Below are 25009 nucleotides of genomic sequence, written 5' to 3'. Positions count from 1 at the left end.
GTCACCTGACCATCCTGCCTGCCCACACTCTTCGGGATGTTGCGCAAAGGCCCGGCGCACATGGGGTTTCAACGGTTTATGCGGCTTACCGCTACGCGGCTGGCGTCCTCCTGACGCTTGTCAGAACCCACTTTCCCGTACCCCCAGCGCTGCCGCCCGTCGCCAGGCCACGCCCAGTACCGACTCACTGCGCCCTTGCAGCATCACCACTCCGCGCAGCGGTTGATGGGGGGTAGGGATCGTTTCAACGCTTTTCAGTCGCGCACCGTATTGAGCCTGTACCGGCTCCGGTCGCTGATTTTCGTCGCGGCGCACGGCAATTGGCCCATGGTGATCGGAGGTCAGTGCCTCCTGGTCCAGATAGGCCACGCCGTTGGCGTCGATGTCGGTCAATACCACCGGGATGGCCACGTGCATCGGGTCATCGGCGATAAACCGTCCAGTGGAACCCGGCGCCACCCGCCACAGTTCGGCCTCGGCCAGGTAACCGCGCAGGCGTGCGCCCTCTTCCACCACTTGGGCCAGTGAGTCCTTGGGCGACAGCCAACGGCCCACGCTCAATTGCGGCAGCACATCGCGCACCCTGCCAGCATGGGGCGCGCGCAACAGCAGGCGTTCGCGCTGGGCGGCCAGCCCACGGTATTCGGCCAGGGCCTGGGACAGACGCTGATCGTTGATCCCGGCATCCGCAGCCGTTTCACTGCGCCCGGCCTGGCGGCGCATCTGCAGCTGCAAAATCTCCACTTCACGGCGCACGATGCTTTGCCGCGCGTCCAAATCCGGTGACTCCAGTTCGTACAAGACCTGGCCCTGGGTGACGGTTTGCCCATCCGCCACCCGCAACTGCTTGACCCGCGCGGCCACCGGCGCGTGCAACGCGCTGGCGCGCCCGGCTTCGAGCATGGCCGGCAGCTCGACGGCGCTGCGCCACGGCACCACCAGCGCCAGCCCGATCAACACCAACCCCAGGCTGCTCAACAGCACACGCGGCGCATGGGCCTGGCTGCGACGACTCCACCATTCGCGCCATTCCTTGAAGATCGGCAGGAAGATGAACCAGACCAACTCCACCAGCATCAGGAAGATCCCGAGCAGTTTGAAGAACAGGTGATACACCGCCAGGGCAATCCCCAGAAACAGCGCCGCCCGCCACAGCCATGCCAGGTAGCCCCACGCCAACAAGCGTCGTTGCATCGTCGGCGACCACGGCTCCGGCGCCGGCTCGCCATACCCGAACAACAGTTCACGCAGGCGCCAACGGCACAGGGCAAAGGCGCGGCCTTGCAGGTTATCCACCCCCCATAAATCGCTGATCAAGAAGTAGCCATCAAAACGCATGAACGGGTTGAGGTTGATCGCCAATGTCGTCAGCCACGTGGCACTGGCCAACATGAACGCCGCGGTGCGCGCCGGGCCATCCGGCAGCAGCGCCCAGGCAAGCAAGGCGATACAAGCCAGCAGCAACTCGGCCATCACCCCGCCGGCACCGATCATCAACCGCGCACGGCGATCATTGACCCGCCAGGCGTCGCTCACATCGGTGTAGAACATCGGCAACAGCACCATGAACGCCACACCCATGCTCTGAACCCGACAGCCAGCGCGTTTGGCCATATAGGCATGGCCGAACTCATGGCACAACTTGGCGAAGCACAACACCACCCCAAACGCCAAGGCGCCGCCGAGGCTGAACAAGTGCGGGAACGTCGCCAGAAAGCGCTGCCAGTCGCGCGCGACCAAAAACACGCCCAGGCCCAGAACTGCCGGCAGGCCGTACCGCAGCAAGCCCGGACCGAAGCGCGCCAGCCAGGGCCATGTCCGGTTGAGAAAAGCGTCCGGACGCCACAGCGGAATGCGGAAAAACAGGTACTGATGCAGCAACACCTGCCACAGGCTCTGCTTTTGTGCGGCCGCTTTATAGAGGTAACTGGCGCGCTGCTGCGGATCAAGGCCGGTGATCAGGTCATGGGCGCGCAAAAAGCTCAGCAGCTCCTCCACTTCGCTGATGCCCAGGGGCAAACCCGGTTCACGGTTGGCGGCTTGCAGGACTTTCTCTGGATCGCCCAGGGACCAGTGCCGCAGCAAACGAATGGCGGTGGCGCCGAGTTTGAAATAGCGCCCGCGCACCGGGTCGGCCAGGGTCCAGCGTGGCGAACCGTCCAGCGCCGCGCCGGCACTGGACAGTTGCAGGTCTTCGCGCAGTGTGGGCAGGTTCATCAGAGGCCGACGCTCTGGCGCAGGCCCGCCAACGGCCGACGCAGCAGGTACAGGGCCAGCGGCGCGCGGCCGCCATACAGCTTCGCCGTACCGCGCAGGCCGATACGCGGTGGCGCGCCATCGAATTGTGCATCGAGGCGATAGGCCAATTGCCCGCCCGGCGTGGGCTGCGCTTCATAGGCGGCACGTTGCAGGGTGGCGAGATGGCGTTGCAGTGGGTCACTGTCGAGGAACAGCGCTACCTGGGCATTGGGCGCCAAGGCAATGGCATCGCCCACCGCCAGCTCAATGCGCAATTCCGCCTGGGCAGGGTTGGCAATCTGCAACAAGCGCTCGCCGGTCTGCACCGGTTTGCCGGTCCAGCGGTCAGCATCAGCGAATACAGCGATACCGTCGCGCTCGGCACGCACTTCGCTGCGTTTGAGCAGTTCACGCGCATAGTCGCGTTCGGCGCGTTTTTGCTCGACGCGGGCCGCCAGCAGGTCGATCTTCGAACTGGATTCGGCATCGGCAAAGGCGCGCTGGGAATTGGCCTTGAGCTCCGCTTCAGCGACACCCAGAGCACGCGCCGCCACATCGGCCTGCGCCGTCAGCGTGGTGCTTTCGAAGCGCAGCAACAAGTCGCCGGTTTTTACCGACTGATTGGGCTTGACCAAAAACTCGGCGATGACGCCATCCAGCGGCGCCGCCACCACTTGCCCGGCCTGCGGCACCACTTCGGCGGGCGCCAGCACCGATTGGCGCACCGGGATCAACAGCATCAGCAACAACGCCACCAGCACCGCTATCCAGCGTTTACGGGTCAGGCGCAGGCGCCACGGCTGGCGTGGCTGCAACGCGTGCCAGGCATGGCTGCAGGTGTCGCCAAAATGCGCCAGCAGCACTTGTTCGGCCGGGCTCCACGGGGTATCCCGCGCCAGCCACAGGCCGCCGAACACCCGGCCCTGGGGATCCATCAACGGCAGCCAGAACACGTGCCCGGCGGACAGGCTCTGCCAATCGGCTTGCACCCCGCCACTTAATTGCTCAGCCAGGACCACCCGCGCAGTCTGGCTCAACGCCAGTTTGTGCAACTGCGCCACCGCCTGCTCGACAAACGCCACGAACGGCGCATTCGAATCGACGCTGCTCACCGCCGTCACCGCCCTCACTTTGCCGGCGATCAACAGCGCGGTGTGGCGATAGCCGAACAGGGGCTGGCTGTCGTTGACCAGGCTGTAGGCCAGTTGCTCGATAGTACGCGCGGCACGGGTCTGGCGTTCAAGGTCGAGAAACTGCGCAAATACGCGCTCAGCGTGGCCCGGCATCGGTGCGTTCATTGCAATTGCGCAAAATGGGCCGTGCCACTCATGCCCGCCAGCAGCCCGCTGGCATTGGGTAAGGTGGCGACCAGCAGCAGCGTCTGGCTCCCCTCATCGATGCGCGCGCCGAGGCGTTTGACCGTGGCGGTGAACGCCTGGCCGGTTTCATCGGGGGTGAAATTGAACGTCTGGCCCGGCTTGAGTTTGCCCATCCAGCGCGACGGCACCAGCAGGTGAATTTCCAGGCTGTGGTTGTCGACTATTTCCAGCAACGGCGCCCCCGCCGAGACGCTTTCATAGCGTTGGACCTTGCGCTGCACCACTTGGCCGTCATACGGCGCCAGCACGCTGCAGCGCTTGACCTGCACTTGGTAAACCTGGGATTGGGCCTGGGTTTCAGTGAGCTTGGCTTCGGCGCGGGCCACTTCAAAACGCCCGACGGAGTTGAGCGCCGCCAGTTGTTTGTTGTGGGCCAGTTCTTCACTGGCACCCCGGCTGGCAGCCTGGGCGGCGTTCAATTGAGCCTGATAGGCCGAGCAATCGAAACGCGCCAGGGTGTCGCCCTTCTTGAACGACTCGCCTTCGCTGAAAGGCAGTTCAACAATGCGCCCCGACAATTCGCTGGCCAGCACCGCCTGGTCGCGAGCGCGCAGCACACCCCGGGCGTCACTGGAGGCGCTGGTCGACGCCGCAAGCGGGTGGTCCAACAACGGATCGTCCGCCATGACCATCGGCGCAACGCCCATCAGGCAGATAAAACTCAACGTCCCTCTTCGTAACCGCTCCATACGATCCTCCCTGACCATGATTGCAGTCTATGTCAGCATGGTTAAATTGCCACCGCCCCAATCGGATAAGTCAGTAATTTGTGTAGGGCTTCACCGATGCTTTTGTCGGATCACGCTATGATTGCCACCCCCAAGGATTCAGGATCAAGGACACGTCATGCGCATCGGTTTTCTGTCACCCCTGGCACTGGCTCTGCTGGCCGGTATTTCCCTACAGGCCCAGGCCAGCTCCGACGATTCGTGCTACCCCGACTGGCGGGTCTCGCGTGACAGCCTGGACCCGTGCAACAACCTGCCGTTCCTCAGCCCAGGCAATGACAGCCGGGCCAACCTGCGCCTGCTGCTGGCTGACAAAAAGGCCGCGCCGTTGGCGCCCAAGGCGCTGAGCGAAGATGACCTGTCCCAGGGTTTCGGCCCGGTGCCGTTTCCGGTGTATCGCCTGGCCGCTGCCTCCAGCGCAGAGACTGAGCCCGACTCGGACGATTCGCCTACCGCCGAGCTCGACACCCTGCTGACTTCCCTGGGGGTCAAGCGCGAGGAGTATAAAACCGCCGGCGAAGCGTTCCTCAGTGGCGAGGGCAGCCGCTGCCGCAGCAACGACGATGACAGCGCCACGGCGTTTATCCGCCAAGTGGTCAAGGCCGACATACCGGCGACCGAGCGCGCGCTGCTGGCCAAAGCGCGACTGCAACTGCTCACCACCTGCACCTGGGATGGCCCGGTGATCGCCGAGCCGCAGCAGATCCAGTCCGCCGACGGCCAACTGTTTCGCACCTACCTGCAAGCCGCCGCTGATTTCTACAGCGGCCGCTTCGCCGAGGCCGCGCAAGGCTTTGCTGGCATCGGCAATGCCCAATCGCCGTGGTTGAAGGAAGCCGCGCTGTACATGACCGCCCGCACAGCGCTCAACCAGGCCCAGGCCGACACCTATGACGAAGACGGCGTGCCGCACCTGGACCGTGTGGATAAGCCCGCACTGGCCACGGCCGAGCAGGGCTTCAACGCCTACCTGAAGACTTATCCACAGGGCGAATACGCGGCCTCGGCCCACGGGCTGCTGCGCCGGGTGTACTGGCTGGCCGACGACAACACCAAGCTCGCCGACGCGTTCGCCTGGGCACTGACGGCCACCGACGAGCAGCGCAATGTGTCTGAGGATGAGCTGGTAGAAGAAGCCGACCTCAAGCTGTTGATGGTCAACAGCGATACCGTCAAGACCCCGATGATCCAGCTCGTCAGCGACCTGATGGTGATGCGCGGCGGCAACCAGCCGGCCCTCAGCCGCGCAGACCTCGAGAAGCAAAAGGCCGCGTTCGCCAGCGAGCCAGCGCTCTATGAGTACTTGCTGGCAGTGTGCGCGCTGTACATCGAGCATCAACCGGACGCCGCCTTGAAGCAGTTGCCGCAGAGCGTGCCGTCGAACCTGAACTACTTCGCCTTCAGCCAGCAGACCCTGCGCGCCCTGGCCCTGGAAGCCAAGCAAGACTGGAAAGGCGCCGAGGCCTTGTGGCTGCAACTGTTGCCACTGGCAAAACTGCCGCTGCAACGCGACCAGCTGGAGTTGGCACTGGCCATGAACTACGAGCGCAGCGGCCAGTTGGCCAAGGTGTTCGCCAGCGATTCGCCGATCAGTGCCAGGCAGGTGCGCTACATCCTGCTGCGCAACGTCGCCGGGCCTGAATTGCTGCGCCAGCAGATCGCCCAGGCCAGCGATCCGCTGGAACGCCAGACCGCGCAATTCGTGCTGCTCTACAAAGACTTGCTGCACGGCCAGTTCGCCACGTTCGCCGAGGACCTCAAGCAACTGCCGGCCCAGGCCCCCGAGGACAAGCTGGGCACCAGCCTGGGTTATGTCTACAGCGCCAGCCAGACGCTTAAGCTGTTCCAGTGGAACGGCGACAAGGCCGAATCCGGCTACGCCTGCCCGAGCATCGCGCAAACCGCAGCGACCTTGCAGACCGAGGCGAAGAACCCCCAGGCCCTGAACTGCTTCGGCGAATTCATCCTGCGCAACGGCCTGGACGGCATGCCTCTGGAGCAGGCCCGCGCGGCCGGCAGCCTGGGCAGCACCGCCTCAGACTTCAAGGGTGAAACCTTCTCGCGGCTCGACGGTTACAAGCAGGTCATCGGCAACGCCAAGGCGCCCAAAAACGACAAGGCCTACGCGCTGTTCCGCGCCATCAACTGCTACGCGCCGGCCGGCTACAACAGTTGCGGCGGCCAGGACGTCGAACCCGCCGTGCGCAAAGCCTGGTTCCGCCAGCTGAAAAGTGGTTTCGCCGACACCCAGTGGGGCAAATCGCTGCAGTACTACTGGTGAAACGCCTGTGGCTGGGCCTGCTGTTGCTGGCAAGCCCGGCATTCGGCGCCGTCGATGCCCGTGACTATGACGCCTTCTGGCTGTGGAGCGGCGTCACGCCACAGCCGGTACTCAAGCAGGCCAAGACCCTGTACATCCTCCAGGGCCAGATCAACTCCACCCGCCGCGCGCCCCAGCGCGGTGTGCAACTGATCGCCCAAGGCATCAGCGTACCGCGCCTCACCCGCGGCGAAGTCTGGGTGGTCTACCGCGCCCACACCCTGCACTGGCCCGAACAGATCTACACCCAGCTGCTCGGCCAGGTACAACGTTGGCGCGACGCAGGCAACCCCGTGGTCGGCATCCAGATCGACTTCGACGCCCGCACCCAATACCTGCACGAATACGCCGACTTCCTGCGCGACCTGCGCCAACGCCTGCCCTTTGAGCTGCGCCTGAGCATCACCGGCCTGATGGACTGGAGCAGCAACGCCGACCCCGCCGCCATCGCCCAGCTCAAGGGCGTGGTGGACGAAGTGGTGGTGCAGACGTACCAGGGACGCCAGAGCATCCCGGATTACGCGGCGTATTTGCCACGGATGAACCGGATGGGGCTGCCGTTCAAGATCGGTTTGATCCAGGGTGGGGAGTGGGAGGCGCCTGGGTATTTGCAGGGGAGTGAGTGGTTTCGGGGGTATGTGGTGTTTTTGCAAAACCGTTGACAGGGGTGTCAATTCTATGCAAGAAAGTGTCCTCTGTCCGCGGACAGAGGACATTCGCTTTTGGAGCCCCATGAAAAGTCAAGACATCGTCATCCTGTTCAAACTGATCAGCCTGGGACTACAGGCCAAAGGGGAGCGCGTAAAAAAACGAGTGTTCTCTGTGGAAAAAGAGAGCGCGAGCCTCGGGTTTCAAAATCTTCCGGATTACATTCAAAACTTCGAAACTGTTCAACTTTCGTCAATTGATGACTGGCGGGGCTGGGATGGAATAGACGAAGACTTTGAAGGACACAGCTCACAAACCTATTCTGTGAGATCGCTGTCCTCAGCGTTGGGCCTAAGCAAAACAGAGGTTTCCTCATCCCTGAATCGTTGCAGGGAAATTGGCTTGATCTATACGAGCCACACCGACGGAATTCCTCTGGTAAGAAGCAAGGCACTGCTTGATTTAGTCACGTACAGCATTCGCTATATTTTCCCGGTTAAACCAGGCCCTATCGTTCGCGGTATTCCGACAGCCTTCGCCGCGCCAGTCCTGGCGGGAAAAGTAATGAGCGGCGGCGACCTTATTCCCGTCTGGCCGGACGCATATGGAAAGAGCAAAGGCCAAGAAATAACGCCTTTGTATAAGACCGTCCCCGGCGCAGTGAAAAAAGATGAGCTGCTTTATCATTTCCTGGCACTCGTCGATGCCATCCGCATTGGCGGGCCGCGCGAAGCCAAGGTGGCCGATGCCATGCTGCGGGAGTGGATCTTGTGACGTCCAACAGAACCATGATGCTGCAAATGCTTGAAGAGGTCGCTGAGGCGTTGGGTGATGAGCTGCGTGAACAAGTCGCTTTTGTCGGCGGATGCACCACTGTTTTACTCATCACCGACGAATACACCCTTGAATCAATTCGCGGCACGGATGACGTGGACCTGGTCATTCATCTGACAGGCACGCCTGACTGGTATCGGTTGGAAGAAAACCTGAAACCCAGAGGCTTCAAAAATACCGGCCAGGACTCCGTCACCTGTCGTTTACGACTCGGCGGTTTGAAAGTGGATTTCATGCCGACCGATGCAAAAGTATTGGGGTTTTCAAATACGTGGTTTGTCGGCGGGCTAGAAAACTCCATCGACTACACACTCCCCAAAGGAACACGTATCAAGATATTTGCGGCACCATGGTTTCTCGCCGCAAAACTTCAGGCGTATCAGGGCCGAGGTCATGACGACGTACTGATGTCCAATGACATCGAAGACATCATCGCTTTGCTGGACGGCAGGGAAGAACTTATCGAAGAAGTGAAGCGAGCGCCTTTTGAGCTCCGACATTTCGTGAGCAATCAATTCACCGCATTGATAAGACTGTCAGCGTTTCAGGACGTCATCCAAAGCAGCGCTCAGGACGCTGATCGGGAAACGTTGATTTACGAGCGCCTGAAGACGCTCGTGGGATTGGGAGTGACCGCTTGATCCTACAGTTGAGCCTCAGTCAGCAAGGAACTGAAAGAACCGAAAACCGCGATGTCATCGGTTCGGCTCAAAGCACAGGAGCGTATCTCCACGTGATCGCTGATGGCACTTCCAAGCCAGCCAGTGGCGAATTGGCGCGAGCCTTGACTCATTATCTGCTTGAGTCGTTTTCTCGCGCAGAACCGACAGTTACATCATGCCCAGACAAAGCGACTGAATGGGTACTCCACGCACTGGGAGAGGCGCACTCAAACCTTTGCCCAGGTTTTCCATTGGCCTCCACCAGCTACCTTGTGTTGCTGGTGATGGGTCAAACGGCCATTACGATCCACGCTGGTGACTGTTGCCTTGGCTATCTGGGAAAAGATCAGCGCATGATTTGGCTAACTTCACCCCATTGCGGCCCCAACTGGAAAGGAGACCTGAGCCACGCAGTCATCGCCGAAAGCTCCTCCCGCAAAACACTGCTCAACTGCATGAGTTATCGCAGGCCCCATGAGCCAGCGGTTAACTCCGTGGAAACGGTTAGGGGGACGACTTGGATTCTGGCAACAGATGGATTTTGGGCCGAACTGTCAGCCGCAGACCAGCTCAAAGCCATTGCAGGGCAAACCCTGGACGGTTGCTCAACAGAAGACGATGTCACCTTCATGCTTTTGCAGTCTTAGAAGAAACAGGTACGCAAGGCAAGAAGGCGCAGAGGATCAGCCCTGGGGCTAGGCTTCGCGGATTTTCGATACCGACATCAGAAAAGCTCACAGGAAATAATCGGCCTGAAAGTTTAACGATCATGGCTTACCAAAGATGATTGCAGCAAAAATCACGAACAGTCCTACATCGGATAGTCCAATTTTCAGCGCTGAGCCTGCACCAGCGGATACACCGACTCCCAGCCCCCACCCAGCGCTTTATACAACCCCACCATCGCCAACGACACCCCGGTAGAACTCTCCACCCACTGCTCCTGCGTGGCCAGCAGTGCACTTTGCACCGTGAGTACGTTGACGAAATCCACCACGCCCTCGACGTACTGATGCTGCGCGGTGGTCAGGGCGATCTGGTTCTGGCGCACGGCTTCGGCCAGGCTGTCGCGGCGTAGTTGGCTGGCGTTGTAGCGGGTCAGTTGATCGTCGATCTCATGCCAGGCGCGCAGCACGGTTTGCTGATAGGCCAGCGCCGCTTCCTGTTGCTGGGCTTCGCGCAGGTTCAACATGCCTTGCAGGCGCCCGCCGTTGAACAGCGGCAGGCTCAATTGCGGGCCGAAGGCAAACGCACGGGAGCCCCAGGAGCCGAAATCCGACAGTTGCATGGCCTGGGAGCCGAGGCTGCCGGACAAGGTGATGCGCGGGTAAAAGTCGCCCTTGGCCACACCGATGCTGGCGGTCGCGGCGTGCAGGCGGGCCTCGGCCTGGCGGATGTCCGGGCGGCGCTCGGCGAGTTCCGAGGGCAGGCCGATGGCGACCTGGCGTTGGGTCTGCGGCACGGCAGCATCCTTGGACAATTGCGCATGCAGGGCTTGCGGCGGCTCACCCATCAACAGGCTGAGGGCGTTGATCAACTGGTCCTGGCGCTGTTGCAAATCCGGCAGGCGCGCTTCGATGGCCGCGACCTGGGCGGCGGCTTCGGCCACGTCCAGGTCGGTGGCCACGCCGTCGGCCAGGCGCAGTTGCGAGAGCTTGAGGCTGTGGCGAGCGACGTCGAGGTTTTGCTCGGTGACAGCACGGGTATTTTGCACGCCGCGCAGTTGGATGTAGTCCTGGGCGGTCTCGGCCAGCACCGACAGCAAGACGGCGCGACGGTCGTTTTCGGCGACTTGCAGGGTGGCGTCGGCGGCTTCGGTTTCGCGTTTGACCCGCCCCCAGAAATCCAGCTCCCAGGAGGCGGAGAAGCCTGCGTCCCATTGGTTGAACGCCGAACGGCCGTTCTCGCCGGAGGGGTCGTTCAAACCTTCGCCGCTATTGCGTTTGCGCTGGTAAGCCCCTGTTGCATCGACACGGGGGTAGCGCTCGGCGGTCGTCACCTGGCGCACCGCGCGACTTTGTTGCAAGCGACTGCTGGCCAGTTTCAGGTCGAGGTTATCGGTGAGGGCACGACGCGTCAGGGCCGAGAGTTGCTCGTCGTGGAACACGTCCCACCAGCGCTCCTCCAGCGGGCCGGTGACTGCGCGGCTGGCGGCCTGACGACCTTGGGGCTCATTCCATTGCGTGACGTGAGGGCCCTGGGGCCGTTGGAAATCCGGGCCGACGGTGCAGGCGCCCAGGCTGAGCAGGCTTAAGGTGAGCCAGGCAAACGATCTCATTGCTGGGCCACCTCACGCGGCTGCGTGACCGGCTGGGTGTCGACGCTGGCTTCCACCGACATGCCGACCCGCAGGCGCTCGGTCAGCGGCTGATTCGGTTCGAGGACGATCTTCACCGGGATGCGCTGCACCACCTTGGTGAAGTTACCGGTGGCGTTATCCGGTTTGACCGAGGCGAACGTCACCCCGGTCGCAGGCGCCAGGCTTTCCAGGTGGCCGTTGAGCAACTCGCCGTCGAGGCTGTCGACACGTACCTGCACGGCTTGGCCAGCGTGCATATGGTAAAGCTGGGTTTCCTGGAAGTTGGCCACCACGTAGGCCTCGGCCAACGGCACCACCGCGAGGATCTTGCTGCCCGGCGTCACATAGGCGCCCACCCGTACCGCGCGCTCGCCGACCATGCCATCCACCGGTGCGACGATGCGCGTGTAGGACAGCTGATAGCTGGCCATTTCCAATGCGGCCTGGGCGCGCTTGAGCCCCCCCTCGGCGGCGTCGCGCTGGGCCGTGAGGATTTCCACCTGCTTGCGTTCGGCCGCCAGCACCGCCGTGGCACTGGCCAGGCGTGCGTTGGCCTGGTCAATACGGGTCTTGGCTTGCTGGGCGTTCTGCACAGTACCCGCGCCCACGCCGGCGAGGTGGTTGTAGCGGTTCAGTTCGTGTTCGGCGAAGGCCACTTCGGCACGGTCTGCCGCCACGGTGGCCTGGGCCTGGGCGATCACCGAGCTTTGACGTTCCAGGGTCGCACTGGCGTTTTTCAGCTGGGCCTGGGCGACCAAAGTGTCGGCATCGGCGGCCTGGGCGGCGGCGCGAAAATCACGGTCGTCGATCAGCGCCAGCAACTGGCCGGCCTTGACGCGCTGGTTGTCTTCCACCAGCACCTCCTTGATAAAGCCGGCCACGCGCGGCGCCACCAGGGTGAAGTCGGCGGCAACGAAGGCGTCGTTGGTGGCCTGGCGCTTGTTGCCCAGTAGCCCCGGCGCGACCAGGTACACCAACACGCCGACGGCGAATACGGCGATGACAGAGACGGCTATTTTGTCTTTGCGTTTCATGAGAAGTCCTTGTGGCTAGGTCGGTGCGCGAGGCGGAAAAATCCGCGTGGGCATCCAGAAAATCAGCAGGATCAACGCCGCCGCAACAGCGGCCATGACGTAATAGAGATCCGAAGACGTGAGCACTACGGCCTGCTCGTGCAGGCGGTGGGCAAGCCCCGACGCGTCGCCATCGGCCAGGGGCGAGTTGCCCAGGCGGTCCACCAGCATGGTCGAGTGAAAGTGCAGGCGCTGGGTGGTCAGTGCATCCAGCACGCCGGTGGCAATCACGGCGGCCAGGCCTTTGACGGTGTTGAACCAGGCCGAGGCAAACGGCCCATCCGCCGGTTGGATGCTGCCGGTGGAGAGCATCAGCAACGGCAACACCGCCATGGGCTGCCCGAAGATTTGCAGCAGGTACAGGCCGTAGAAGTCGTCGCGAATCCACGCCGAGGTCAAGTGCGTGCTGCCCAGGCAGGACAGCACCAACATGCCCAGCCCGATGCCCAGCACCCAGCGGCAATCGACCCAACGCAGGTTGCACAACGCCGCCACCAGCGGCAGCGCAATCAATTGCGGCAGCGCCATCAGCAGCATCAGCGGCGCGGTTTGCAGGGGCCGATAACCCTGGACCTGGGCGAGGAAACTCGACGGGATGATGATCACCGAGGTCAGCACCATCAACACCCCAGCCAGCACGATCAGGGCAAACGACAGGTTGCGCAGGCCAAGCATCTGCAATTTGAAGAACGGTATTGGTTGCGACCATTCATTGAGCAGGAACAGCACCAGCAACACCGTGCCGCCACACAGCAGGAAGGTGATCAGGCCCGACTCGAACCAGTCCAGGCGATTGCCCTGCAACAGGCCGATCACCAGCATGCAGATCGCCGGGAACCCCAACAGCAGGCCGCGCCAGTTGAACTGCTTGAGGCGCTCCAGGCGCAGCGGGTCTTGTGGCAGGCCGTAGGCCACGGCGGCCATCGCCAGCAGGCACGGCCCGACGATCTGCCAGAACGCCCACTGCCAGCCGACATACTCGGTCCACAGCGCCGCCAACGGCGTGCCCAGGCTCGGGCCGAACGTGGCAGTGAGCGCGTAGCCGGCCAAGCCATACAGCTTGACGTTGGCCGGCAGGAAGCGCAGCGCCACGGTCATCAGCATCGGCGGCAACGCCCCCCCCGCCAGGCCCTGGACGGTGCGCAGCAGCAGCAGGCTTTCGTAGTTCGGCGCGAAGGGGCACAGGATGCCCAGCACAGTGAACAGAGCGATCGCGCACAGGGTGAAACGGCGCAGGGAAAACGTCACCGAACACCAAGGCGCGAAGGCCATGGCCGACACGGAAGTGGCGGTGTAGGCGGCGACCAGCCAGGTGCCTTCATCAAAACCGATGTACAGCGCACCGCGAATATCCGCGAGGGCCACCTTGGTGACCATCTCGTTGAGACCGGACACCAGCACCGCCAGCAACACGCCGACCAGGCCGATGATGATGCGCGGGCCAAATACAGGCGGGGTGATGGCCGTGGGTTTGGCTGCGGCCGCAAGGGAGGGGGCAGCGAGGGAAGTCATGTACAGGTAACTCGGGATTAGAAATACCCGAGCAGTTTAATCAGGCACATCCATGACAAAAAGTTACATGTTGGCAGGGTATAAGTGCACCAGGCGCAATCCTGAATTCACCACAGAACCCTTGTGGGAGGGGGCTTGCCCCCGATTGCTGTGCCAGATACAGATTTTCTATCTGATCCACCGCAATCGGGGGCAAGCCCCCTCCCACATTTGACTGTGCATGACGTACAAATCAGGTCGGCTGCGCTTCCAGCCAGGTGGCGTGGCAACTTTCGCGCATCGTCTCGCGCAGCCATTTATGGGCCGGGTCTTTGTCGAAGCGCGGATGCCAGGATTGAGCCAGGACCAGGGTCGGCAACGAAATCGGCAAGGCGAATGCACGCAGCGGCAATTTCAAGCGATTGGCGCTGTAGAGCGCTTCCTTGGGCACCGGCAGGATCAGGTCGGAGTCGGGCAGCATGAACATCGCACCATGAAAGCCTGGGGCGATCATCGCCACGCGGCGCTCCAGGCCCTGGGCATTCAGGGCGGTGTCGATCGGCCCGCGAGCGATGCCGCGCCGGGAAATGCTGATATGGGAATAACTGGCGAAACGCGCAGCGGTGATGTCTTCATCGAACAACGGGTGGTCTTCCCGCGCCAGGCCGACGAAGGTGGTGGAGAACAGGTTCTGCACCTTGACCTCGGGGCTGGAGGGCATGGTATTGCTCACCCGCAGGTCCAGGCGCCCTTCGCGCAGCGCTTCGTCGTCGGTGTCGCCTTCCGGCACGAAGCACAGCTCGCACAGGGGGGCCATGCGCTCCATGGTGTCGAACAGGCGTCCGCCGTATACGCCGATGAAGAAGTCATTGGCACGCACGCTGAAACGGCGGCGCAGGGTGCTCAAGTCCACTTGATCCGCCGAACGAAACAACAGCGCCGCCTGCTCCACCACATTGCGCACTTGGCCTTGCAGTTCCAGCGCCTTGGGCGTCGGCACCAGGCCGCGCCCGGCACGCACCAGGATCGGATCACCCACTGCCTCGCGAATGCGCGTGAGCGTGCGACTCATGGCCGCCGGGCTGAGGTTCATCCGCCGAGCGGCGCCCACCACGCTGCCCTCGTCGAGCAAAGCGTCGAGGGCGACCAGCAGGTTCATGTCTGGTAGTTGCATGCCAAGCACTCGTGATCAGTCGGGAGTGAACTGGCCGCAATCGTAGCAGCATGGGCGTATCAGCGCTGCATGCCCCAGCGTTTCACGGTGAGCCGCTCGAAGGTGTCGAACACCAGGTTTTCCACTAACAACCCGATCAGGATCACCACCGCCAACCCGGCAAATACCTTGTCGGTGTACAGCTCATTGCGGTTCTGGAAGATGTACCAGCCCAGCCCCCCCTTGCCGCTTGTTGCACCAAACACCAACTCGGCAGCGATCAGCGTGCGCCAGGCGAATGCCCAGCCGATCTTGAGGCCGGCGAGAATCGACGGCAGCGCTGCCGGGATCAGGATGAACAGCACAAAGCGCATGCCCTTGAGGCCATAGTTGCGGCCGGCCATGCGCAGGGTTTCGGAAACGCCGAGGAACCCCGAATAGGTGTTGAGCGCCAGAGCCCACAACACCGAATGCACCAGCACGAAGATCAGGCTGTTCTGGCCCAGGCCGAACCACAGCAGCGCCAGCGGCAACAGGGCAATGGCCGGCAAGGGGTTGAACATTGAGGTCAGGGTGCTCAGCAGGTCGCGCCCCAATTGCGTCGACACCGCGAGGGTGGTCAGGGCAAACGCCAGCACGATGCCGATCAGGTAGCCCTTGATCAGTACCACCAGCGAGATGCTCACCTTGCTCAGCAGTTCGCCACTGAGCAGGCCGTCATAGAGCGCGTGAAAGGTCTGCAGGAAACTCGGCAGCAGCAGGTCGTTGTTCTGGTAGCGCGCGACGGCTTCCCACAGGATCGCGAGCACGATCAGGATCAGGCCCTTGCGCAGCCAGCCTTGTTGCCACAGGCGTTGGCGCAGGGGCAGTTCGCGTTCCACGGGGACGCTGAGCAGCGGCTCAAGGGTAATTTCGTATTCCTGGCGCATTGGGCTGCCCTCTTAGTAAGCGATGCGGATGTCGGCGAAACCCAACTCACGTTCGGCCTCGGGCGCTTCATCGAACAGCAGGCGATGAATGCGCCGCGCCGACGCCTGGAACTCCACGCCGCCGAGGCTGTGCAGGTTGTATTGATGGCTGTGGATTTCCGCGCGCACGCGCCCAGGATGGGGGGACAGCAATAGGATGCGATTGCCCACCACCAGAGCTTCTTCGATGGAGTGGGTGACGAACAGCAGGGTGAAACGCACCTCCTCCCACAGCAGCAACAATTCTTCCTGCATCTTGCGCCGGGTCAGGGCGTCGAGGGCGGCGAAGGGTTCGTCCATCAGCAGGATCTTCGGCTGCATGGCCAGGGCGCGAGCGATGGCCACGCGGGCTTTCATACCGCCGGAAAGCGTGTGCGGGTAAGCGTCGGCAAAGGCGCTGAGGCCGACTTTGTCGAGGTAGTGCAACGCCCGCTCTTCGGCTTCGCGACGCGGTAGCGTTTTCGACGCCAGCAGCGGAAACATCACGTTCTGCTTGACGGTTTTCCACGGCGGCAACTGGTCGAACTCCTGGAACACCACGATGCGGTCAGGGCCCGGCTGTTCGACCTTTTGCCCCAGCAGGCGAATTTCACCTTCGCAGGGTTTGATAAACCCCGCGATGGACTTGAGCAAGGTGGATTTGCCGCAGCCCGACGGGCCGAGCAACACGTAGCGGTCGGCCGGGTCGATCTCGAAACTGACCTGGTGCGTGGCCCGCACCACGCGCTCGGGAGTACGGTATTCCAGGCTGACGTTGTCCACCGCGAGCAACGGAGCGGTGGTATGCAGGTTGCTGGCCGTGTGGCCTTGCAAGAGCGCGTTCATCTCAACTTCCTTGCAGGGGCTTGGCGTCCTGGAAGAAGTAGTCCTTCCACGATTCCGGCTTGTTCTTGATGGCGCCGACGCGGTAGAGGAATTCCGCCAGCGGGTAGGTATTTTTCGGTGTAACGCTGAACTCGAACTGCGGGTTGTCGATGATTTTCAGCAGTTCGGTACGGTCGATCTTGGCCTTGGTCACGCGGATGTAGGTGTCGGCAGCGGCACCTTTGTCGTTCTGGGCAAACTGCGCGGCTTCGGTCAACGCCTCGACAAACGCCTTGTAGGTCTTGGGGTTGTCGTTGCGGAATTTTTCGGTGGCGAACAGCACGGTCGGCGAATTCGGCCCCAGCAGGTCATAGGTGTTCAACACCACATGCACGTTGGGGTTGGCCAGCGCCTGGTCCTGGAACGGCGGGTTAGAGAAGTGCCCGGTCAACTCGGTACCGCCGGCAATCAACGCAGCGGTGGCGTCAGGGTGCGGGACGGCAACGGTGTACTTGTCGAGGCGATTGAATTCCTTGTCGCCCCACTGCTTGGCGGCGGCGTATTGCAGGAAACGCGACTGTACCGAAACACCCACGGCCGGCACGGCGATGCGGTCTTTGTCGGTGAAGTCGGCGATAGTCTTGACCTTGGGGTTGTTGCTCACCAGGTAGTACGGGAAGTTGCCCAGGGACGCCACGGCCTTGACGTTCTGTTTGCCGTGGGTACGGTCCCAGATGGTCAGCAGTGGGCCAACGCCAGCACCGGCGATATCGATAGAGCCAGAGAGCAGCGCGTCGTTGACCGCCGCGCCGCCGGACAGCTGGGTCCAATCGACCTTGATGTCGAGGCCTTCCTGCTTGCCGTATTTTTCGATCAGGTTCTGGTCGCGCACCACGTTAAGCAGCAGGTAGACGATACCGAACTGTTCGGCAATGCGGATCTCGCCTTCGGCCTGGGCAGCCGTCGGAGCAACCAGGCTGCCCGCCAACAGACTGACACCAAGGCCGACGGTCGCCGCCAGCCGTGCAAATGGAATGTTCCTGGACATGGTCATGCTCCGAATCAGAAAGGCGCGTCGCCCTGGATGGTGGTGCGGTACAGCTTGCGGCGTAGATGGCTGGGGCAGCCGGCGGCCAGGTGGATCAACGAACGGTTGTCCCAGAACACCAGGTCGTGGGGCTGCCATTGGTGGCGGTAGATATTTTCCGGCAGCACGCTATGGGCGTAGAGCTGGGCCAGCAAATCGCGGCTTTCGTCCTCCGGCAAACCGACGATGTGCGTGGTGAAGCCTTCACTGACGAACAGGGCCTTGCGGCCGTTTTCCGGGTGGGTGCGTACGATCGGGTGCACCACTTGCGCGACCTGGGCGAGCTGCTCAGGTGTCAGCGTCGGCCGCCAGTTACCTTCGAACTTGGTCTCGCTGTAGCGCGCGGTGTAGGAATGCGCAGCACTGCGGCCTTCGACAGCTGCACGCAGGTGCCCAGGCAGTTGGTCCCAGGCTTTGTGCATGTCGGCAAACAGGGTGTCACCGCCTTCGGCAGGCAGCTCCTGGGCGTGCAGCATCGAGCCGAGGCTGGGCAGCTCCTTATAGGACAGGTCCGAATGCCAGAATTTACCCGCGTCGCCCAGGCCGATGGATTGGCCGTTTTCGATGATGTTGGAGACGATCAGGATTTCCGGATGGTTGGCCAGCAGGAACTGTTTGAGCACGTGAATCTGCAACACGCCGAAGCGGCGACTGAAGTCGATCTGCTGTTGCGGGGTGATACGTTGGTCGCGGAACACGACGACATGGTGGTCCAGGTGCGCGCGGTGGATGCGGGCGAAGTCCTGGTCGTTGATCGGGCGCGACAGGTCCAGGCCGACGATCTCGGCACCTACGCTGCCGGGTAATGGGCGGACCTCGAAATGCTGGGTAGTAGGGGTCACTGTTGGAACAGTAGAGGCGGCGGACATGAGTTCACTCCCGGTCGGACAGGAGAGTGACTTTATAGATATAAGAACGACATTTTAAATACCATTAGTGAATATCGATAGACAGGAATGTACCGTCGAAAACCCGCCGGCAGCGAAGGCCAACGAATAGACCAGAGCAACGCAGCATCCCGTCCGCGCCCTCTGTAAGATGCCGCAAAAATACACTGTGAGTGCCGTGATCAGCGTGTTTAGCCGCTTACAAGCCGAAAACCTTGCCCGTTTGACAAGCCTGTAGGCAGGCTCTAGTGTGCATTGGATCCAATTAGCCATCCCTCTTCTAAGAAGGAGCAAAGCGTAGCCGTGACGCAGAAGCCGAACCCTTTGAGCAGCATTAAGGTCAGCGGGCCTATTCCCGCTCATCTTGCTCGTTCAGTCATTGAAGAAACCTTGCGCAATGCCATCCTTGATGGTCGATTGCCATGCGGTACCGCCATGCGCCAGCAAGAGCTGGCCAGCCTGTTCGGGGTCAGCCGCATGCCCGTGCGCGAGGCATTGCGTCAGTTGGAGGCACAGTCGCTGTTGCATGTGGTGACGCACAAAGGCGCGGTGGTGGCGCCGTTGATCGAAGACAATTCAGCTGAAACCTACGCCCTGCGCATGCTGCTGGAATCCGAGGCGCTGCGCTTGTCGATCCCCCTGCTCACCGACGCCGACATTGCCGAGGCCGAGGCCTGCATCAATGCCTTGGAACGTGAGAAGGACTACACCAAGATTGGGCGCCTCAACCGCCTGTTCCACATGGCCCTGTACGGCAAGGCACCGAATCAACGGCTGCTCAAGTTGGTCGAGCATGGCTTGAATGAAGAGGAACGCTTCCTGCGCTTCAACCTCGAGGCGATGGGGCTGGGCGAGACCTCCCAGGAAGATCACCGCGAACTGCTGAAGCTGGTGGCACAGAAGAAGATCGACGAAAGCATCCTGACACTGCGTAATCACTTGATGCGCGGGATGGAGGTAATCGCCACCTACCTCAAGGGCCTTGAAGCGCCCCATTCGTAAGGTTTTCCAGCACCTCGCCTGCCCCCTATGCACTGCGGGGCTTGCTTCCCATCGGGGAGCGTCCCGCGTCGGCACTTCTTAGCCGGAACAACACGCGCCTATTAACGCTGGGATATGAAACTTCCCACCCTTGATAAAACCACTTACCCACAATAAATGCCGCCCCCAGATAAGCAACTAATACACTTATAAGCTTATCCAGGCACTCAATCGGCTTATTGTCTTTCGCCAATAAAAAACCACTTCATCCGGCCACGTAACTCCGCGCCTGCAGGCGGGGCTTGGCCAAACGCTACCTATCTACTTCCAAGCCGTAAACGCCCCCCTGTGTTCAGAGCAGTCGCAACAACTTATAGGCATCAACCATGCATCACACGTTACTTGAGCAAAAAAAACTGCAGTTATGCAGCCATCCGTTATTTGAAGAAATAACTTCACTCAACAAGTTACAACTTTTTATGAAAAGCCATGTGTTTGCGGTATGGGACTTCATGACGCTCACCAAACGCCTTCAACAAGACTTGACCTGTACGCAGTTGCCCTGGCTTCCCCCCATCGACCCGCAAGCCGCCCGCCTGATCAATGAGATTGTGCTGGGCGAGGAATCGGACGAGCGCCTGGGACAAGGTCATTGCAGCCACTTCGAGTTATACCGCGACGCCATGGTCGAAGTGGACGCCAGCACCGCCGCCATTGACACCTTCATTACGCTGCAACGCCAGGGCATGAAGGCCAATACCGCGTTGCAACACATCGACGTGCTACCTGGCGTAGCCCGTTTCGTCGAGAGTACGCTGCACATTGCCTTGAACGCACCGACCCATTGTGTGGCAGCCGCCTTCCTGCATGGCCGCGAAAGCGTCATCCCGTTCATGTTCGAACGCCTGCTGCGGGGTAGCGAGGTCATCCATCGCCGAGCGCCCACCCTGGGCTATTACCTCCACCGTCACATTGAGCTGGATACCCAAGGCCATGAGCCAGGGGCGCAACAGTTGCTTCAACGCCTGGTCGGCGCAGACCCACGCCGCCAGGCGCAGGCCGCTGAAACCGCGCTCCGGGCCGTGGAAAACCGCATGATCCTCTGGGACGACGTGCTGGCCTCGTTGCAAACGGTGCGCCCATGAACATCGCCAACTACCGCTCCATCGCCGAAGACTGGGAGCGTCGAGCAACCATTCGCACACGCCCTCGCCGCCAAATGGAAAACGACGACAAGCTGATCTATCCGCTGTGCCGCCAGCCATTGGCGCTCTGTGCGACCTTTCTCGAACATTGCCCGCAATGGCGCGACTTTGTGCTGGTGCAAAGCTTCTACAAATTCATCAACGATGTGGTGATTTTCGAAACCGAGATCGTCGACAAGACCGCTCGCCGCATTGCCAAGAACCGCTTCGCCCTGCCCTTCCCCCTCGTGTGCCGCTACGACGCGATGACTGTCGTGGTCGATGAGGATTACCACGCCCTGGTGGCATTGGATTTCCTCCAACAGACCGTGGCGATGACCGGCATACAACCGCTCGATCTGCCACGGGAAATCGAGCTGAGCCGTGCCTTGCCAGCGGCGCTGGCACAGGCCCCGGCGCACCTGCACGACGCCGTGGAACTGATCGGCGTGGCCATCGCCGAAAATACCGTCACCCAGGACGTCGCCGCGTTTTCCAACGACGAGAGCGTCAAGTCATCTGTCCGCGGACTGATGGCCGACCACCTGTTTGACGAAGGGCGCCATGCACAGTTCTGGACACGCTTGGTGCGCCTCTATTGGGAGGCGGCCAGCGTGGATGATCGCGACGGTATTGCCCGAGCCCTGCCAACGTTCCTGGCGCACTACCTGACCCATGACCTGCAGAAAGCCTTCGACCTTCAACTGATTGACCATCTGGACGTCAGCGCCAGTACTCGCGGTGCATTGAGGGCCGAGATAGAAGCACTGGACTTTCCCATCACCCGCCAACATCCGCTGATCGCCAACATCATGGGGTTCCTGCACCACAGTGGGCTGCTGCAGACACCGAGCATCGCCCAGGCGCTGGACGATTATCTGTTACTGGCCGGGAGAGCGGCATGAGGCGCCTGACGATTGGCTGGGGCGGTGTCAGTACCGCATTGGGTACGGTGAGGCAGGTGCTGGAGCAATACGGACATCGGTCTGGCGATGAAATGACTGACCTGGTGATCGAAGACGGCAGCCAGCCCTTGCCTCTCCATTTGCACGAAACCCCACGCATCAGCTTGCGCCTGGGCATAGGCCCTGTGGGCGACAACGGTTTGCCCGCGCTGCAGTTACGCGGCTATGAGAACAACCGGCGCCTGATCGCTGCGATTGATCTCGCTGAAGAACCCAGCGGAAACGGTCAACGATTGCGCAGGCAGGCCACGAACGCGCTGTTGGAATGGGTGGCCTTGCACGTCAGCAGCCTCGCGCGCGACCCTGGGCATCTTGCGAGCGAAGCCTGCGCCAACACGTGGCCCGAGCAAGGCTTGCAAGCGCTGGAGACGCTGGCGTACCTGCATCGGTTTAATCGCACAGCGGCGCCAGCCCTGTTGCAGGCCGCCCAAGTGCCGATGATCGAGCGGTTGCAGGCCAGCCTTTTCGCCTTTGCCGAGCGGCCTGCCCTGAACATTGCGGGCAACGTGGTGACTTACCGGCAGTTACAGGTTCGAGCGTCAGCCATCCAGCAACAGCTTGGCCCACTGCTGGAGAGCCGTGCGGCGCCAGCGGTAGTTGGCGTTTGCCTGGAAAAATCCACCGCGCTGTATGCCAGTATTCTTGCCGTGCTGGGCTGTGGCGCGGTGTACCTGCCGCTCACATCGGACCATCCACCGCAACGCCAGCAAGCCATGCTGGAAAGTGCTGGCGCCCAGGTATTACTGGACGACGGCCAGCATCCGCTGCGGGAGCGCTTCGTGGCACTGGACGTGAGCACCGTTAGCCAGCCAGATACCTCCCACCCCTTGGGTGTGCGGCATCCCGACATCCATGCCCCGTGCATGGTGCTCTTCACCTCGGGCACCACCGGCCGGCCCAAGGGTGTACTGCTCAGCCAAGGTAACCTCGCCCACTTCACCGCCTGGTTTGGCAGCTGCATGGAGTTGAGCGAACAAAGTCGCGTACTGCAATTTGCCTCGTTGAATTTCGATGCGTCGCTGATGGATATCTTCCCCGGCCTGATCGCCGGCGCGCAGTTGTTCGTCCCCAGCGAGGCACAGCGGCGCGATCCACAACAACTGGTGGAGCTGATCCGCCAAGAGCGGATCAGTCATGCGTTCCTGCCGCCGGCACTGCTCAGCATTCTGCCATTGGCGCGACCGTTGGGCCTTTCGCACCTGCTCACTGGCGGTGATGCCTGCGAGCCGTATGTGATCGAACGATTGGCCGGGCAGTGCCAGTTGCATAACCTCTACGGACCGACCGAAGCCACTGTGCTGGTCACCCATCGAACTTTGCAACCCGCCGATGGCAACCGCAACCTGGGCCGCCCGATCGCCAACAGCCAAGTGCTGATCCTCGACGAGCACCTGCAACCCGTGGACGAGCAGGTGATGGGCGAACTGTACATCGTCGGCCCCGGGGTCGGCCTGGGGTACCTGGACGCAACGCAGACGCATGACGATCCTTTCGTCGAGCTGGCGTTGCCGAGTGGGGAAACCCTGCGGGCTTACCGAAGTGGCGATCTTGCGAAGTGGACCGCCGACGGTATCGAGCTGGGCGGGCGACGAGATGCACAGGTGAAGATCCGCGGGGTGCGGGTCGAGCCCCAGGAAATCGAGGAGTACCTGCGTAACAGCCGACTGTTCCGCCAGGTGGCGGTGGTGATTGATGGTGAGCGCAGGATCCGCAGCATTGTCGCTCAGCCGGAGCCGGGCGCCACGATGGCCGACCTGAAGCAGCATGCACAACAGTGGTTGCCGGATTACCTGCAACCCGACGTGTGGACCGAGTTGCCCAACCTGCCGTACTCCAGCAACGGCAAAATCGATCGCCAGGCGTTGCTGGCGTTGCCCGTTCAACCTGCGTCGAATACCAAGGGCCAGGCAGCGCAGACGCCCTTGCAAATGCAGCTGGCGGAACTATGGAGTGAACTGTTGCGGTTACCCGTGGAGGCGTTCTCGATGGATGACAGCTTCTTCAACCTGGGTGGCCATTCCATCCTGTTATCGACGCTGCTGCTGCGGATGCGTGAGCAACTCGGCCGCAGCCTGCCCTTGAATCGCTTCTTTGAAATGCCGACGATTCGCACCCTCGCACTGCTGATGGAAGACGCTGTGTTACCGGATGCCCCGTGCGGCCAGGCGGTCCGGGATGCGTTGCGAGACCCGATGATCGAGGTGCTGTCCGATGAACGCATGGGTGATCCGCGCAAAGTGATCGTTACAGGCGCCAACAGCTTTATCGGCGTGCATATCGTCGAGGCCCTGCTGGCTGGCGGTGCAACAGAGGTCGCCTGCCTGGTGCGTGAACTGCCAGGTCAACCGGCAGCGACGCGGTTCGCCCAGGCGTTGAGTGAGTATCGCCTGGAACATTTGGACCTGAGCCGAGTACAGGTGTACGCCGCAGACATCAGTCAGCCTCGCCTGGGCCTGACGGGTGAGGTGTATGAGTCTCTGGCCCAGGACTATGGCGCCCTGGTGCACAACGCGGCGCAGGTCAATCACGTGATGGATTATGCCTCGCTGGCAAAACACAACGTCGAGCCAGTGCTGGAGTGCCTGCGCCTGTGTGAGACCCGCTGCAAGAAGGTCCTCAATTTCATCTCGACACTGTCGGCATGCAGCAGTATCGACGCCCGTGGGCATGTGCTCGAAACGCCAGCCGCGGCGACCCCGCCGATCTACCTCAAGAATGGCTATAACTTGTCCAAATGGGTCGCCGAGCGGCTATTGGCGCACGCGACGACACAAGGTGCCTGGGTCAACATTCATCGTCCGGGAAATATCAGTTTCAACAGCCGCAACGGTGTTTGCCAGCCACAGAAAAATCGCTTGATGCTGATGCTCAAGGGGTCGTTGCAACTGGGGCTGGTCCCACGCCTGGAGGTGAACTTCGACCTGATGCCCGTGGACTTTTTCGCCCAATTTCTCGCATTCCACTGCGGCCGTTTTGATGCCGGGCTTAACGTATTCAACCTGCACAACCCACAGCCATTGAGCTGGGATCATTACCTCGATGCGTTCAGCCAGGTGGGCTACCGGTTTGAGCGTGTCAGCGTTGCGCACTGGCAGCGTGCGCTGCGAACGGTGGGCCCTGAAAACGCGTTATTTGGCGTGCTGGGCTTTTACCTGGAGGGGCTGGATGAAGACATCGGCGATACCTCAATGATCCGTCATGACAACGCCCGTGCGGGCATAGAGAAAATGGGCACGCAGTATCCCGACAAGAACTCGGCGCTGCTGCGCAAGGGCTGTGACTACCTCAAGGCCATCGGCTTTCTCTGA

Annotated in this window: 20 protein-coding genes; 9 read left to right on the top strand and 11 right to left on the bottom strand. The window is 61.6% G+C overall.

The genetic code is table 11. The features are described 5' to 3' along the window. Positions 1-120 precede the first annotated feature (120 nt). The 3 genes from P2T68_RS01830 to P2T68_RS01820 are packed head-to-tail and all read right to left on the bottom strand — an operon-like array spanning position 121 to position 4264. Positions 121-2217: an efflux RND transporter periplasmic adaptor subunit gene (locus P2T68_RS01830; protein ID WP_069074969.1), complete on the bottom strand. Its 2097-nt coding sequence runs from the start codon at positions 2215-2217 to the stop codon at positions 121-123. Beyond that, positions 2217-3536, bottom strand: a complete 1320-nt coding sequence (locus tag P2T68_RS01825; RefSeq protein ID WP_277378943.1) for an HlyD family efflux transporter periplasmic adaptor subunit — start codon at positions 3534-3536, stop codon at positions 2217-2219. The genes P2T68_RS01830 and P2T68_RS01825 overlap by 1 nt, the downstream gene beginning before the upstream one ends. After that, the gene (locus tag P2T68_RS01820; protein ID WP_223817822.1) at positions 3533-4264 is read right to left on the bottom strand and encodes an efflux RND transporter periplasmic adaptor subunit; all 732 of its coding nucleotides are present in this window, start codon (positions 4262-4264) and stop codon (positions 3533-3535) included. The genes P2T68_RS01825 and P2T68_RS01820 overlap by 4 nt, the downstream gene beginning before the upstream one ends. A 199-nt stretch (positions 4265-4463) precedes the next feature. On the opposite strand from P2T68_RS01820, the gene P2T68_RS01815 reads away from it, so the two are divergent. The 5 genes from P2T68_RS01815 to P2T68_RS01795 all read left to right on the top strand — a co-directional run bounded on the left by P2T68_RS01815 (position 4464) and on the right by P2T68_RS01795 (position 9456). After that, positions 4464-6626: an outer membrane assembly lipoprotein YfiO gene (locus tag P2T68_RS01815; protein WP_277378942.1), complete on the top strand. Its 2163-nt coding sequence runs from the start codon at positions 4464-4466 to the stop codon at positions 6624-6626. Further along, positions 6623-7327, top strand: coding sequence for a DUF3142 domain-containing protein (locus P2T68_RS01810; RefSeq protein WP_102625069.1), 705 nt, complete (start codon positions 6623-6625; stop codon positions 7325-7327). Before P2T68_RS01815 ends, P2T68_RS01810 begins: the two co-directional genes overlap by 4 nt. Before the next feature lie 70 nt (positions 7328-7397). Then, positions 7398-8087 (top strand): hypothetical protein, encoded by a 690-nt coding sequence (locus tag P2T68_RS01805; RefSeq protein ID WP_024072676.1) that lies wholly within the window; start codon positions 7398-7400, stop codon positions 8085-8087. Positions 8088-8104: 17 nt separating this feature from the next. Next, positions 8105-8788, top strand: coding sequence for a hypothetical protein (locus P2T68_RS01800; RefSeq protein ID WP_081329274.1), 684 nt, complete (start codon positions 8105-8107; stop codon positions 8786-8788). Next, positions 8785-9456, top strand: a complete 672-nt coding sequence (locus P2T68_RS01795; protein WP_081730312.1) for a protein phosphatase 2C domain-containing protein — start codon at positions 8785-8787, stop codon at positions 9454-9456. The genes P2T68_RS01800 and P2T68_RS01795 overlap by 4 nt, the downstream gene beginning before the upstream one ends. Before the next feature lie 185 nt (positions 9457-9641). Here P2T68_RS01795 and P2T68_RS01790 read toward each other — a convergent pair whose 3' ends face one another. From P2T68_RS01790 to P2T68_RS01755, 8 genes are all read right to left on the bottom strand, one after another. Continuing rightward, positions 9642-11087: an efflux transporter outer membrane subunit gene (locus P2T68_RS01790; RefSeq protein ID WP_024072673.1), complete on the bottom strand. Its 1446-nt coding sequence runs from the start codon at positions 11085-11087 to the stop codon at positions 9642-9644. Then, the gene (locus P2T68_RS01785; RefSeq protein WP_024072672.1) at positions 11084-12142 is read right to left on the bottom strand and encodes an HlyD family secretion protein; all 1059 of its coding nucleotides are present in this window, start codon (positions 12140-12142) and stop codon (positions 11084-11086) included. The genes P2T68_RS01790 and P2T68_RS01785 overlap by 4 nt, the downstream gene beginning before the upstream one ends. A gap of 15 nt (positions 12143-12157) precedes the next feature. Next, positions 12158-13693 (bottom strand): MFS transporter, encoded by a 1536-nt coding sequence (locus P2T68_RS01780; protein ID WP_277378941.1) that lies wholly within the window; start codon positions 13691-13693, stop codon positions 12158-12160. A gap of 232 nt (positions 13694-13925) precedes the next feature. After that, entirely contained in the window at positions 13926-14846 is a 921-nt protein-coding gene (locus tag P2T68_RS01775) for a LysR family transcriptional regulator (protein ID WP_069074975.1), read from the bottom strand. A gap of 59 nt (positions 14847-14905) precedes the next feature. After that, entirely contained in the window at positions 14906-15754 is an 849-nt protein-coding gene (locus P2T68_RS01770; RefSeq protein ID WP_012721565.1) for an ABC transporter permease, read from the bottom strand. Positions 15755-15766: 12 nt separating this feature from the next. After that, a complete protein-coding gene (locus P2T68_RS01765) occupies positions 15767-16618 on the bottom strand; it encodes an ABC transporter ATP-binding protein (RefSeq protein WP_024072669.1) in 852 nt (283 codons plus the stop codon). Position 16619: 1 nt separating this feature from the next. Continuing rightward, positions 16620-17645, bottom strand: a complete 1026-nt coding sequence (locus P2T68_RS01760) for an ABC transporter substrate-binding protein (RefSeq protein ID WP_041160807.1) — start codon at positions 17643-17645, stop codon at positions 16620-16622. Positions 17646-17659: 14 nt separating this feature from the next. After that, positions 17660-18553: a TauD/TfdA family dioxygenase gene (locus tag P2T68_RS01755; RefSeq protein WP_168233356.1), complete on the bottom strand. Its 894-nt coding sequence runs from the start codon at positions 18551-18553 to the stop codon at positions 17660-17662. Between the two features lie 321 nt (positions 18554-18874). On the opposite strand from P2T68_RS01755, the gene P2T68_RS01750 reads away from it, so the two are divergent. From P2T68_RS01750 to P2T68_RS01735, 4 genes are all read left to right on the top strand, one after another. Continuing rightward, on the top strand, positions 18875-19573 hold the full coding sequence (locus P2T68_RS01750) for a GntR family transcriptional regulator (RefSeq protein WP_024072666.1): 699 nt from the start codon (positions 18875-18877) through the stop codon (positions 19571-19573). Positions 19574-19938: 365 nt separating this feature from the next. Beyond that, the gene (locus P2T68_RS01745; RefSeq protein WP_277378940.1) at positions 19939-20697 is read left to right on the top strand and encodes a DUF3050 domain-containing protein; all 759 of its coding nucleotides are present in this window, start codon (positions 19939-19941) and stop codon (positions 20695-20697) included. Continuing rightward, the gene (locus tag P2T68_RS01740; protein ID WP_024072664.1) at positions 20694-21641 is read left to right on the top strand and encodes a diiron oxygenase; all 948 of its coding nucleotides are present in this window, start codon (positions 20694-20696) and stop codon (positions 21639-21641) included. The genes P2T68_RS01745 and P2T68_RS01740 overlap by 4 nt, the downstream gene beginning before the upstream one ends. Continuing rightward, a complete protein-coding gene (locus P2T68_RS01735; RefSeq protein ID WP_277378939.1) occupies positions 21638-25009 on the top strand; it encodes an amino acid adenylation domain-containing protein in 3372 nt (1123 codons plus the stop codon). The genes P2T68_RS01740 and P2T68_RS01735 overlap by 4 nt, the downstream gene beginning before the upstream one ends.

Origin of the sequence: Pseudomonas sp. G11 (assembly GCF_029457515.1) — a bacterium.
GTDB classification, from domain to species: Bacteria; Pseudomonadota; Gammaproteobacteria; order Pseudomonadales; family Pseudomonadaceae; genus Aquipseudomonas; species Aquipseudomonas gorinensis.
The sequence above is the reverse complement of the archived record's forward strand: the minus strand, read 5'-3'. Positions and strand labels throughout refer to the sequence as shown.

What these genes read in the sequence shown, in the direction of transcription:
- P2T68_RS01830 (WP_069074969.1), bottom strand. Translation starts at nt 2,217, where the DNA reads ATGAACCTGCCCACACTGCGCGAAGACCTGCAACTGTCCAGTGCCGGC.
- P2T68_RS01825 (WP_277378943.1), bottom strand. Translation starts at nt 3,536, where the DNA reads ATGAACGCACCGATGCCGGGCCACGCTGAGCGCGTATTTGCGCAGTTT.
- P2T68_RS01820 (WP_223817822.1), bottom strand. Translation starts at nt 4,264, where the DNA reads ATGGGCGTTGCGCCGATGGTCATGGCGGACGATCCGTTGTTGGACCAC.
- P2T68_RS01815 (WP_277378942.1), top strand. Translation starts at nt 4,464, where the DNA reads ATGCGCATCGGTTTTCTGTCACCCCTGGCACTGGCTCTGCTGGCCGGT.
- P2T68_RS01805 (WP_024072676.1), top strand. Translation starts at nt 7,398, where the DNA reads ATGAAAAGTCAAGACATCGTCATCCTGTTCAAACTGATCAGCCTGGGA.
- P2T68_RS01800 (WP_081329274.1), top strand. Translation starts at nt 8,105, where the DNA reads ATGCTGCAAATGCTTGAAGAGGTCGCTGAGGCGTTGGGTGATGAGCTG.
- P2T68_RS01790 (WP_024072673.1), bottom strand. Translation starts at nt 11,087, where the DNA reads ATGAGATCGTTTGCCTGGCTCACCTTAAGCCTGCTCAGCCTGGGCGCC.
- P2T68_RS01785 (WP_024072672.1), bottom strand. Translation starts at nt 12,142, where the DNA reads ATGAAACGCAAAGACAAAATAGCCGTCTCTGTCATCGCCGTATTCGCC.
- P2T68_RS01780 (WP_277378941.1), bottom strand. Translation starts at nt 13,693, where the DNA reads ATGACTTCCCTCGCTGCCCCCTCCCTTGCGGCCGCAGCCAAACCCACG.
- P2T68_RS01775 (WP_069074975.1), bottom strand. Translation starts at nt 14,846, where the DNA reads ATGCAACTACCAGACATGAACCTGCTGGTCGCCCTCGACGCTTTGCTC.
- P2T68_RS01770 (WP_012721565.1), bottom strand. Translation starts at nt 15,754, where the DNA reads ATGCGCCAGGAATACGAAATTACCCTTGAGCCGCTGCTCAGCGTCCCC.
- P2T68_RS01765 (WP_024072669.1), bottom strand. Translation starts at nt 16,618, where the DNA reads ATGAACGCGCTCTTGCAAGGCCACACGGCCAGCAACCTGCATACCACC.
- P2T68_RS01760 (WP_041160807.1), bottom strand. Translation starts at nt 17,645, where the DNA reads ATGTCCAGGAACATTCCATTTGCACGGCTGGCGGCGACCGTCGGCCTT.
- P2T68_RS01755 (WP_168233356.1), bottom strand. Translation starts at nt 18,553, where the DNA reads ATGTCCGCCGCCTCTACTGTTCCAACAGTGACCCCTACTACCCAGCAT.
- P2T68_RS01745 (WP_277378940.1), top strand. Translation starts at nt 19,939, where the DNA reads ATGCATCACACGTTACTTGAGCAAAAAAAACTGCAGTTATGCAGCCAT.
- P2T68_RS01740 (WP_024072664.1), top strand. Translation starts at nt 20,694, where the DNA reads ATGAACATCGCCAACTACCGCTCCATCGCCGAAGACTGGGAGCGTCGA.
- P2T68_RS01735 (WP_277378939.1), top strand. Translation starts at nt 21,638, where the DNA reads ATGAGGCGCCTGACGATTGGCTGGGGCGGTGTCAGTACCGCATTGGGT.